This is a genomic window from Maricaulis sp. (assembly GCF_015665295.1).
GTDB lineage: Bacteria > Pseudomonadota > Alphaproteobacteria > Caulobacterales > Maricaulaceae > Maricaulis.
Window position 1 is genome coordinate 16,548 of sequence record NZ_JADFAJ010000006.1, and the last position, 11,650, is coordinate 28,197.

Consider the following 11,650-nt stretch of genomic DNA (forward strand, 5'->3'; position numbering starts at 1 on the left):
GACGTCTCATGGCCAGTAACAAGGATGTGGAAGTCATCTCCGCGCCGAACATGCTGCAAATCAAGGTTGGCGGCCCCGTCAGCCAGGGCGATCTGCACATGATCCAGAAGGCCGAGGAGGCCCTCAAGGACCTGCGATCGGATTTCGGCCAGTGGCTGGAAGAAGAAGTGGTCAAGCTGGAAGCCGCCGCCAGGATCGTCCGCGACAAGGGTCTCGAGGGTGCCGAAGGCGAAGAATTATTCGTCCGCGCCCATGACCTGCGCGGTCTCGGGACGACCTATGAATTCCCGATCATCACCCGTCTCGCCAAGTCGCTGACCAAGATGATCGACATGCCTGAAAAGCGCGCGCAGGCACCGACCGGCCTCGCCCTCGCCCATGTCGGCGCGATCCGGGCTGCACTGTCGCAGAATATCCGCGACGACAACGACCCGGTTGCCGCCGAACTGGCCGGCGAGCTGGAAACCCAGACCGCGGCTTTTGCCGAGCCGTGGAAAGACGATTGATCGCGCACCTCAGCCCGTGCGATCAGACAAAAAAGCCGACGCCAAAGCGTCGGCTTTTCTTTTGGCGGGCGTGAGAAAACGCTGACTAGCCGGCAGCCTGAAGCGCAGCGACATCCTCGTCGAAACGACTGAGAACATAGTCCAGGTCTTCCTCCGGAATGCCCTGGAAGCGCGTAATCGCGCGTTCAGCGAGGATGCGGCGGAAGTGAGCCCGTCCGATCTCGTCCTGCGGGACTTCCATGCCGTGATAGACGTCCAGCGCTGCCCGCACCGCCGGGTAGAGCCGCGACGGCATGCCGGTACGATCATAGACAGCGCGCAGCCCGAGCGGACCGGCATCATGAACAAGCAGCCAGGCGCGCGAATGGGTGACGCCCGCCAGTTCGGCAAAGGCATGCTCGACGAACGCGATATGGCCGCGCAGCAGGGCGCGCAGGATAAGCGAGGGCGTCAGCCGGCTGTTGAGCCGCAATTGCTGGACGAAATGCTCGGGATCGTGCGCCAGGCCGGCCTGGTCGACGAGATCGAGCGTCGCGCGTTCGCGGGCACCTTCAGACAACTCCACCGCGAGCTGCGGCGGCAGGGCATGCGTCTTGACGAGCCTGTTCAGCGCCACATCGCTGACATGGGCGATCAGGCGTTCGGTGACGCTGAGCGGCAGTTGCGAGCGCGCGACGAAGGAGTCCATCACGCCGCTGCTTTCACAAAACTCGGCAAAGGCGCGTTGATAGGCGGCATCATCGAACTGGGCACCATCATTGGCGGCCGCGATCGACACGGCGGCTTCGTCGCGACTATCGAGGATTTCGTGCACGATGATTGGCGCCACATGTTCGCGCCTGGCGATGGCGCAGCGCTTGGCAGTGTCAGCGGTCTCGAGCACGGTCAACAGATCGTCATCGGTGAGGACCGGCGAGGATTCCAGCACCGGCGTTGCCACACCGTCAACATCGGCGGCAAGCTTGCGGGCGATGTCGCGAGGCAGGTTCGGTGACTGACGCAGCGTTATGGCAAGGGCCCGGCGGACCAGTTCCGTCGCGTCGCGGGCGATCATGTCCAGAATGTCGCGCGCAGCGGCGCGTTCGGCCTCAGTCAGCGAGGCGCCATCCATCCGGCGGCAGATCTTGCGCGCCGCCATCGCCCTCACCTCATCATTCTCACCCCGCACCAGGCGACGAATATCATCATTTGTCAGACGGTTACGAAGGGCAACGACACTCATCGGACTTCCGATTCAAGACAGGCAGCTGGACAGGAAGTCTAGCCCCGGCATGCTTAATGAAAGCTTGCCGCAGGGGTGCTGCGTTTACGAGTTGCGACTGCGGCCGCTGCGGGGCGCATCGAGCGAGGCGAGGATTTCCACCAGGGCGGGCGACAATTCACCGTTCCCAACCTGGAGGTTGGATCGTATCGAGGCGACGGACGCGCGAACGACCGGCGATGGCGAAACCGAGCTGTTATCAAGCGGCGTGGCCAGCATATTGCCGACCTCCTGGACAGCGGCGGCAGCCGCTAGGCGCCGCGTATTGGTCCGCTCATGACCATTGCCCTCATGCGTCAGCACGGCGAGCACTTCAGCGGCCGAGCGTGGACGACCACCCTCGAAGAATATCGGACGATTGGCTCGGGCCGCCGCCGGGAAAAGCGTATCGGCGCGTTGGTCGGGATTGTCCTGCGCCGCATTGATCAGTTCGGCCGCGCCGCCGGCGCCGAGGAAATGAGCCGCATAAAGCTCGCCGCTGGAGGCCGGACGGCCGATGCGCGATTCAATCACGGCATTGTTCTCGGCTGCCAGCTCGCCCGCCATGCGGGCCGAAGCGACGGCGTCGAACCGCAGGTCAAGGATTTGCTGGCGCTGCGCCGGATCACTCACCGTGAAGCGGCCATTGGCGTCCTGGCTGATCGCCTGTGACGCCGCTTCATAGCCATGATCGGCGCCACGTCGGGCCAGCACGCCCAGCCAGGTCTGCTCGATAAACTGGAACATGCCGGCCGCGCTCGAGGTCCGGGCCTGCGCGCGCACGTCGAAATTGCTTTCCCGCGCGGCAGTATCGACCAGGAAGTTGAAGTCCGTGCCGGTCTCCTGCGCGGCCTGGCGAATGGCGCGCATGGTGAAATCCTGGCTGTGAGTGTCGACGGGGCTGACCAAGGTTCGTCTCCGCGGGCGTTGCTGCCGGATCGTGGCGACTCGCAAGGACCGAATCGCCTGTGCAGACTCACGCAAACGTGGCTAACCCGGCGTTAACAGCGCCCCGCTGACCGCTTGCAAGCGCCCCCGGATGACCCAATAATACATGTGAGGGACGTCTGACCCGACACGAGGCCCGTGCACGGGCCTCACGCCTTGAAGGAGACGACGCATGACATGCTTTGAAAACCGCTCACGCGGTCTTGCCGCCATCGCTGCTGCAGCCGGCAGCCTACTGCTGCTGGCCTCCGCCCCCGCACTCGCGACCCAGCCAGGCGTAGGCCAGGCCGATGCCGAGCCCGCCGCGACACAATCCGCCGCCGAACGGGACCGCCCGTTGCGACTGCGCAATATCAATGGCTATGCCGTACTGGACCGCCAGCACATCGTCTTGCGCGCCGGGGCCAGCCGCCGCTATCTGGTAACGCTGCAGCGGCGCTGTTTCGGACTGCGTTCCAGCCAGCGGCTCGGCCTCAGCCTTGACACGTTCGGAACAATCCACAATCCGCGCTTTGAATTCGTCCAGACCGAAGACGGGCGCTGCTATTTCGACACGATCGAGGAAGTCGACAGCAATGACGCGGCCCGCGCGCTGATCGCGGCGCGGGCGGAAGCAGCGGCCGAAGCAGAAGGCGACGCCGGATCACGGCGCCGCTGAACCACAGCGCGGTCCGAAACAGGAAAGCCGGCCTTCCGGCCGGCTTTCTCATGGGCGATACCCCGTCAGGAAAATGGTACCGCCGTCCCGGATTGAACGGGAGACCTCTAGATTCAAGAACTGGATGCGGCTGTGGGAAATCAGCGGGTTGGGTCTAAAACGGGGCACTCAAAGAGCGTATCGGGACAATAGCGTTCGCGCAGAGTGTGAAATGGACAAATCTGCCAAAGCGGGGCCCTCGCGGATCACCTGAGGACGACTGCTGCGAGCCAGCCATACCCGGCTAAGCCGCGACCGGTGTGAACCGCGGTGCGTGATACCGCCACGCGTCTTGAACAACCTGGCCGATTGCCGAGCTGCGTGGCCTGAAGCCCAAATGGTCGCGCGCAAATCCCACATCTGCATAGAGCTCGGGCGCGTCGCCTGGGCGGCGGCCGGACAGCTTGCGCGGGACGGGTCGTCCGACGACAGCTTCGACCGCATCGAGAACTTCCAAGACCGTCACACCACGGCCTGTCCCGAGGTTGCAGGCAAAGCTCTCGCCAGTCTCGCTCAATCGGTCCAGCGCGAGGAGATGACCCGCGGCGAGGTCGTCGACGTGGATGAAATCGCGGACGCAGCTTCCGTCTCGCGTGGCGTAGTCCGTCCCGAAGACCTGCATCGGGCCACCGATACCGGCAGCGGCTTTCAATGCATTGGGAATGAGGTGCGTCTCCGGCTCGTGCTCTTCGCCGATATCGCCATCCGGGCTGGCGCCGCTGGCGTTGAAGTATCGAAGCGCGGCGAAGTCGATGATCCCTCCCCGCGCGGCGTCCTCCAGTGCGCACTCCACCGCCAGCTTGGTCTGGCCGTAGGTGTTGATCGGCCGGCGCGGGTGGTTTTCCCGCAAAGGAAGCAGGCTTGGCGTTCCATAGACCGCGCATGTGGAGGAGAAGACGATCGAACGGCATCGGTTCCGCTGCATCGCCGAGAGAACACTCAAGGACCCGGCGACATTATTGTTCCAGAACTCGATCGGTTTGCGCTCCCCAATACCGACTTCGATGGAGGCAGCGAAATGCATGACGGCGTCGGGGCGGTAGGTCTTAAAAACCGCGTCGAATGCCGCGCCATCACGTATATCGGCCTCAACCAGCGGCCCCCACCGAACAAAGTCACGCCGTCCGGAAGAGAGATTATCCAGTACGACCGGCAGATCGCCGCGCCCGGCAAGCGCCTTGGCCGCATGGGCACCGATGTAACCAGCACCTCCGAGTACAAGCACTGTCTTCGCCATCTTTCACCTCTCGCGTTCGGCCTTGATGACGTTGAACGCTGCAAGTCGATGACCGAGCCGGGAGCGGACGCCGGACAAGCCCCAGGACGCTTGCTACGCCTAGCCCATCGCGCGCACCGGCGGGAAAGGCCGAGGCGCCGGGCTTGCATTACGCGACGCTTGCCGTTGCAGCGCGCCATGCCCGCCCTTGCAGAATGCGCCGCAAGACATTTAATCCTTTGTTTTTAAAGGCTATTTACAAATCACACCGATTGCATAGACACTGGCCATGGAGGTTCCCATGAGCAGTTTTTCTCAACGCCTTGGCGTGTCGCAAAAACAATCCATCCGGCAGACGCTGTCGCCGCAGATGCAAAAAACCATGCATCTGCTCGGGCTCTCGCAAGACGAGCTCGAGCGGGAGGTTGCGGAGATCTGCGAAGCGAACCCGCTGATCACCAACCAGCCGAACTGGTCACGGGCTCGAGCCGGTTCGGCGGCAAACACTGATTGGGCGAGCCGCGCCGAGGCGCCGCGTCATCTCAGCAGTCATTTGCTGGAGCAGCTCGCTCTTTCCGGCGCAATGCCGACGGTTCGAGACACGGCTAAACAGATCATCGCGCACCTAGCATCCGACGGGCGAATGGACGCCGACGACTGGGCCGCCCTGTCGACCGCCAGGGCGGCCGACAAGGCGCTCAGGCTCGTGCAGAGTTTCGAACCGGCCGGGGTTGCCGCGCGATCGCTGGTCGAGTGTTTCCAGCTTCAACTGGATCCGGAACGGGCCGCGTGCCCGCGATGGGCGTGCCTGCTGGCTCATCTGGACGAGCTCGCGACATCGACTGCCAGCACACTCGCCAGGCGATGCGGAATCGATGAGGTCGAGCTGCGCGCGATGGTCGATCATATCCGCATGCTCGATCCGCATCCTGGGCACCGGTTTGATCCGGGCGATCCGATCGAGATCACGCCGGATCTTTGCGCCTGGCTAACCCCAACGGGCGAATGGGCGGTTGACCTTACCTGGGACCCACACGCCGCCTTGGTCGCGGAGGGGACCTACCGCAACTGGCGATCAAACGCGGCACTGCCTGCCTCCGCCAAAGCGTTCCTGGCCGACAAACAAGCGGAAGCCGACTGGCTCCAACGCGCCCTCAAGCAGCGCGGCCAGTCCCTGTTGCGCGTTGCCCGCCTGGCAATCGCACGCCAATACCGCTTCCTGACCGACGGGAGAGAACATCTCGCCCCGCTGACCATGCGCGAGATCGCCGCAAAACTGGAGCTACACGAGTCGACGGTCAGCCGTGCGGTTGCGCACAAGCACATCCTCACACCACGCGGCGTTCTGCCGATGCGGAGCTTCTTCTCAACAGCGCTGAGCGAGAATGCCGAGGACGCAAAAACGTCCTCAGCCGCGGTCCGGGCCCGGATCGGTCAGTTGATTGGCGATGAGGCTACGCCCGGTGCCATGTCCGACAGTGCAATATCAGAGGCATTGCGGGAGATTGGCATTCAGATCGCGCGGCGGTCGGTCGCCAAACACCGTGAACAGCTGGGCTTGAGAAATTCACGCGACCGGGCGCGCCTCGCCACCTATGCCGTCGCGGCCGCGTGAGGCGTGATCAGGCTTTCTCGGACCATTGCTCGCGCTTGCGGTAGATCGTCGACGGCGCGATTTCGAGCTGTTTGGCCGCTTCGGTGACATTGTCGCTGCACAGCGCGATCGCGTGCTCGATGGCGCGTTTTTCCACCATCCAGAGCGGTTCAATGCCGGCGGGCGCCGGTCTTGAAGCGACACCCGCATTCACCGCTGAGAATGAAGGCGGAACCGGTTCAACGGAGACGGGCGGAAAATAGCTCGATTGAGCTTCACCCAGCGATAGGTCGGATGCGTCAATCTCGTCGCCAGCGGCAAGCACGACACAACGCCGCACAAGGTTCTCCAACTCACGCACATTGCCGGGCCAATGATGCCGCAAAAGCGCCTGGCGAGAATCTTCAGCGAATTTGAGATCGGCCCGCCCCTCCTCTTCCGCATACCGGCCGAGAAAAGCATCCGCCAACATCAGGATATCGCCGGCCCGGTCGCGCAAGGGCGGCAGCTCGACGGGAATGACGTTGAGGCGGAAGTAGAGATCCTCCCGCAACCGGCCGGCGCGGACCGCAGCCCACGGATCGCGATTGGTCGCCGCAACAATGCGGATGTCGGTCTGCCGGATCCGGCTATCGCCGACGCGCGCGTAAGTGCCCGTCTGCAGGAAGCGCAGGAGTTTGGGCTGCAGATCGATCGGCATCTCGCCAATCTCGTCCAGGAAAAGCGTACCTCCATTGGCCAGCTCAGCCGCGCCGGCCCGGTCCGATGTCGCACCGGTGAACGCGCCTTTCACATGACCGAACAACTCGCTCTCGATGAGGTCTTTCGGGATCGCGCCGCAATTGACCGCGATGAATGCCCGGCCCGCCCGCCCGCTGGATGTATGGATGGCCCGCGCCGCGAGCTCCTTTCCGGTACCGGTTTCACCTGTAACGAAAATGCCGGCGTTCGAAGGTGCAGCAGATTCCAACACGCGGTAGACGGCCTGCATCGGCAAGGATGAACCGATGAATTCTGCGAATTGGGTCTTCGGTCTGCTTTGTTCGAGGGCTTTAACGACCTTCTCGAGCTTGGATTTTTCAACGGCGTTCTTGACCGTCGTGATCAGGCGTTCGGCCCCGAAGGGTTTTACAAGGAAATCCGTCGCACCTTCACGCATCGCTTCGATCGCCGCGTTGATCGAGCCATTGGCTGTAATGACAACAACCGGCGTCGTGACCTCTGAGGCGCGCCAGGACCGCAGTAGATCCATGCCATTGGCATCCGGCAGGTTTAGATCGAGAAGGATGCAGTCCGGACGGCCCGCACCCATTGCCCGTTCGCCAGCGGCCCCGTCCTCGGCGATCTCGATCGCGGCGGCGTCGCGCTTGAGCTGGGCCTCATAGGTTCGCGCCAGAGACGGGCTGTCTTCGATGATCAGGACACGTCCGATACTCATCCGCTTGCTCCCTCAATCTGCGCCAGACTTGTCTCCGCTGCGGGCAAGAAGAGCTCCGCTGCCCGTTTCAAGTCCGCGATCGAACTGTCGCTCGGGCGGCCCCGGTTGTCGGTACTGCAGGCTTGCTCAAGCCGGGCCGCGGCATGCGACAACGCGTCCGCGCCGACATTACTGGCACCGCCTTTGATCGCATGCGCTTCGTACTGAACCTTGGCCGTATCCCCGGCCAGCAGGCTTTCGGAAATCCGCCCCAACCGCTCGCGCAACTCGCGCACGAAAATGCGAAGCACGAAGGCATAGCCGGCCGCATCGCCATCCCATTGCTCGTCGATATGGGCGGCACTCAGAACGATATGATGTGCGGCTTCGGCCCGCGGCAGCCATTTTTCCAGCTCGCGCGAAAGGTCCTTTGACCGAATAGGCTTGGTGAGAAACCCATTCATCCCGGCCGCTCGCGTCTGCTTGCGGTTCTCCGACAAGGCATGCGCCGTCAATGCGATGATCGGTGTCGCGTAACCCGCGGCCCGGATCAGGCGCGAGGCCTCCAGACCGTCCATTACCGGCATGCCGACATCCATAATGATGAGATCGTAAGTCCCGCTGTCGACAGCCTGAACGGCCGCCGCGCCATCCGCGACAATTTCCGGTTCGAGCCCGAGCTTGGCCAGCATGCTCGCGACCACAGCCGCATTGGTTTCGCTGTCCTCGGCAAGAAGGACGCGCCCATGCAGGTGCAGCGCAGGTGCCGCAGGGTTGGCATCTTCGGCCTGCTCCCGCTGGCTAAGCACGGCAGGGAGCGTAACACTGAACTTGCTGCCGGCGCCGAGCAGGCTTGTCGCATCGACCTGACCGCCCATCAGCTCCGCGAGTTCGCGGCTGATGGCGAGGCCAAGCCCGACGCCCTGGCTCACTGCGCATGGCGAGCCCGAGCCTTGCTCGAACCTGGAAAACAATTTTGGCAAAACATCTTCTGCGATGCCGATTCCGGTGTCGAGCACGATGAAGTTGATCTCCTGATCCGGCGCAACGCCGCGCAATCGGGCGTCGACCGTAACCCCCCCGTCCGAGGTAAACTTGATCGCGTTGCCGACGAGGTTGAACAGGATTTGCCGAACACGCCCCGGATCGCCGATCAGACGAAGATCCGTGGGCAAGGATGCGACCTCGAGTGAAACGCCTTTCTCCGCAGCGGAGTTGGAAAAAATTTCACGTACCTGTTCAAGCAGACCATTGGGCGAATAAGGCTCTTCATCCAAATCCACGCGCCCGGATTCGATGTGGCTGATGTCCAGCACTGCATCGATCAAAGTCAACAGGCTCTCAGCGGACCGTTCAGCAAGATCGATCAGACGTGCCGTCTCGTCCGCCAGCCCGTCGCGTTTGATAAGGCCGAGCGGGCCGATCACGCCGTTGAGCGGCGTTCGCATTTCATGGCTCATATTGGCGAGAAACTCGGTCTTGGCGGCGCTTGCCCGCTCCGCTTCTGCCTTCGCCATGCGGAGCTCCGCCTCGGTTAGCGCCCGCTCCGATACGTCGCGTACAACGCCGTGCACCAGCGTTCGGTCATCCGCCTCGAAGGCGCGCGCATTCACCTCGGTAGGGATTTCAACGCCGGAGCGATGAATAAAGCGGATATCCATCCGTGCCTCACCCGCCTCCTGGACGGATTTGATCGCGTCTCTCGCCGTTGGGTGATCAGCTTCGGGGTGAAGTCGGGGCAAGCGCATGCCGACCAAGGCCTGCCGGTCCCAGCCCACGAGCTCTTCAGCGCGCGCGTTCACATCCACAATCTCTCCGTCGAGCGTATGAATGAAGATCGCATCGCCGGAGCGTTCAAACAAATCGCGATAACGCTGGCGCGACCGCTTCAGCTCCGCTTCATCGGCCTTCTTTTCTGTGATGTCGCGCAGATAGGCGGTGAAATAGGTCTGGTCTTTCAGATGGACGGGGATGATCGCCAGCTCAACAAGCAATTGCCGACCGCTTGCATGCAGCGCCGGCACCTCGATCCGCTTGCCCAGCACAGCGTGCTCGCCGCTGGCTAGATACTTCGCCAGACCTGCATCGTGTGCGCCCCGCAGCGCCTCTGGAATGATCAACTCCGCCATGGGCTGACCGAGTACAGCGTCGCGCATGTGGCCGAACGTACGCTCGGCGGAGTCGTTGAACTCCACGATCAAACCGTCGGAGTCGATAATGACGATACAATCCAGCGCCGCCTGCACGAGCGCTGCGCGCAAGGCCGCTTCACGTTCTTCTGTCCTGCGCTCACGCGTTCCCAAGACTTCGCTCCTAGGATTGGTGTCGGCGGGTTGGCTGTGGCTTTCTGCTCTGCTCATGACGGTTCTCCCTCGCACGGAAGAACTGTCTGCAAGCCTGAGCCCGCCCTGCGAAAACAGACCAGCCACAGCGTCTCAACGCCTTAGGGGGCGATTCACATCCTGCAAAAAACGCATTTTGCAAAGTCATTGCAATATGCAACGATCATTCTTCGCATATTGCAACCGTTTTTTGGCTTTATGGATAGGCTAGTAGGCACCCTTTGCCATGATCACCGCCAGCGGCGTGCGCGCCAGGATGGCGATATCAGTGAAGAGCGATCGTGTGTTTAGATACTCGACATCCAATTCCACCATGCGCTGGAACGGGATATCTGCCCGGCCGCTCACCTGCCAGATGCCCGTAATGCCTGGCTTACCCGCCAGCCGGCCGCGATCCTGTGCCGAATACTTGGCCACTTCGCGCGGTAACGCCGGACGCGGCCCGACGAGCGACATTTCTCCGCGCACCACGTTGAACAGCTGCGGAAGTTCGTCGATCGAGTATTTGCGGATGAAACGCCCAACCTTGGTGACCCTTGGGTCCTGCTTCAGCTTGAAGGTCACGCCGTCATTGCGATCATTCGCGGACATGAGCGAGTCGAGGCGTTTCTCAGCATCGGTATACATTGAGCGGAATTTGAGCATCTCGAACGTGTCGCCATTCTTTCCGACCCGCTCCTGCCGGAACAGGATCGACCCACGACTTTCCAGCCGGATGGCGAGCGCGGCAAGCAACAGAAGCGGCGACAAACCCGCAATCGCCGTTGTTGCAACGGAGACATCGAGCGCCCGTTTCAGAGCGTTGCTTATAGAGCGGCGGCGCGCCCCCCGGCGCTTCTGCCAGCCATAGCTCAGCGCCCGGCTCAGGAAGGTAACATTGCCGACGAGATAGCGCCGCCACATGCGCTGCGGCTCCTGGAGAAGCCGGTAGGCCCATTCCAGCCGAGCCTGCCGCATCCATCGCGGCGCACGCGCCGTGGCCCCGGAAACGAAATCGAACAGACCTCCAACGCCCGCGACCAAAGGCGCATCAATCCGCGCCGCCACACGGGCCAGCCAGGTCTCCTGAGCCGGCACGCCCATCGCCACGAATAACACATCGGGCTGACAGGCGTTGATGCGTTCGATCATCGCGTCTTCATCCTGGGGTCCGAAATAGCCGTGATAGCTGCCGGCGATCTTAAGCGAGGGTATGCGCGCCTTCGCAGCGTTGGCCGTCGCATCAGCCACGCCCGGCCGTCCGCCGAGGAAGAAAACGGATTTGCCCGCCGCAGCCAATGCTTCGCAGAGCGGGAAGAAGAGATCCGTCCCGTTGAGATCGTCCACCACCGGCTCGCCGCCCAGTCGGCTGGCAATCTCAACGCCAATGCCGTCGGGGAGGACAGCGTCGCAGGACAGCAGAGCCTGGCGATATTGCCAGTCGCCGGACGCAACATTTGCGCAATGGGCATTCACGAACGCGATGCGCGTCTTGATGCCCCAACTGACACGGGCCACGAGCGCGTCGACCACCTCGCGCTGACGCATGGCCAAGAGAGGCAAGCCGAGCACATCCACCACCGTGCCAAATCGCTCGTGACAGGAAGTGTGGTCGATCAAGGCTTGAGGCTGAAAGCGCGCCAAAGGCGCGAGGGCTTGGACATTCGAACTCAAAAACACATCAACCATCAAACAACTCCATATTGGGTTG

Annotated in this window: 9 protein-coding genes; 3 read left to right on the forward strand and 6 right to left on the reverse strand. The window is 62.6% G+C overall.

Translation table 11 applies throughout. The features are described from left to right. The first annotated feature begins 8 nt into the window (after nucleotides 1-8). Nucleotides 9-506, forward strand: coding sequence for an Hpt domain-containing protein (locus tag QZZ02_RS03075; RefSeq protein WP_291842253.1), 498 nt, complete (start codon nucleotides 9-11; stop codon nucleotides 504-506). An 85-nt stretch (nucleotides 507-591) separates the two neighbouring features. On the opposite strand, the gene QZZ02_RS03080 is transcribed toward QZZ02_RS03075, so the two are convergent. Together QZZ02_RS03080 and QZZ02_RS03085 are read right to left on the reverse strand one after the other, a co-directional pair. Beyond that, a complete protein-coding gene (locus QZZ02_RS03080) occupies nucleotides 592-1,728 on the reverse strand; it encodes a DUF2336 domain-containing protein (RefSeq protein ID WP_291842255.1) in 1,137 nt (378 codons plus the stop codon). 84 nt (nucleotides 1,729-1,812) lie between these two features. Continuing rightward, complete coding sequence (locus QZZ02_RS03085) at nucleotides 1,813-2,616, reverse strand: hypothetical protein (protein ID WP_291842257.1); 804 nt, start codon at nucleotides 2,614-2,616, stop codon at nucleotides 1,813-1,815. A 250-nt stretch (nucleotides 2,617-2,866) separates the two neighbouring features. On the opposite strand from QZZ02_RS03085, the gene QZZ02_RS03090 reads away from it, so the two are divergent. Next, complete coding sequence (locus QZZ02_RS03090) at nucleotides 2,867-3,352, forward strand: DUF6491 family protein (RefSeq protein ID WP_291842258.1); 486 nt, start codon at nucleotides 2,867-2,869, stop codon at nucleotides 3,350-3,352. A 283-nt stretch (nucleotides 3,353-3,635) separates the two neighbouring features. Here QZZ02_RS03090 and galE read toward each other — a convergent pair whose 3' ends face one another. Beyond that, complete coding sequence (gene galE / locus QZZ02_RS03095; protein ID WP_291842260.1) at nucleotides 3,636-4,628, reverse strand: UDP-glucose 4-epimerase GalE; 993 nt, start codon at nucleotides 4,626-4,628, stop codon at nucleotides 3,636-3,638. A 280-nt stretch (nucleotides 4,629-4,908) separates the two neighbouring features. Here galE and rpoN point away from each other — a divergent pair, with 280 nt between their 5' ends. Then, nucleotides 4,909-6,222 carry an RNA polymerase factor sigma-54 gene (gene rpoN, locus QZZ02_RS03100; RefSeq protein ID WP_291842262.1) on the forward strand — a complete coding sequence of 438 codons (1,314 nt, stop codon included), beginning with the start codon at nucleotides 4,909-4,911 and terminating at the stop codon, nucleotides 6,220-6,222. Nucleotides 6,223-6,229: 7 nt separating this feature from the next. Here the strand turns inward: rpoN and QZZ02_RS03105 are convergent, their stop codons facing one another. From QZZ02_RS03105 to QZZ02_RS03115, 3 genes are all read right to left on the reverse strand, one after another. Then, entirely contained in the window at nucleotides 6,230-7,639 is a 1,410-nt protein-coding gene (locus QZZ02_RS03105; RefSeq protein ID WP_291842264.1) for a sigma-54 dependent transcriptional regulator, read from the reverse strand. Next, nucleotides 7,636-9,978 (reverse strand): PAS domain S-box protein, encoded by a 2,343-nt coding sequence (locus QZZ02_RS03110; protein ID WP_291842266.1) that lies wholly within the window; start codon nucleotides 9,976-9,978, stop codon nucleotides 7,636-7,638. The genes QZZ02_RS03105 and QZZ02_RS03110 overlap by 4 nt, the downstream gene beginning before the upstream one ends. 189 nt (nucleotides 9,979-10,167) lie before the next feature. Beyond that, nucleotides 10,168-11,628 carry a WecB/TagA/CpsF family glycosyltransferase gene (locus tag QZZ02_RS03115; protein ID WP_291842268.1) on the reverse strand — a complete coding sequence of 487 codons (1,461 nt, stop codon included), beginning with the start codon at nucleotides 11,626-11,628 and terminating at the stop codon, nucleotides 10,168-10,170. Nucleotides 11,629-11,650: the final 22 nt, after the last annotated feature.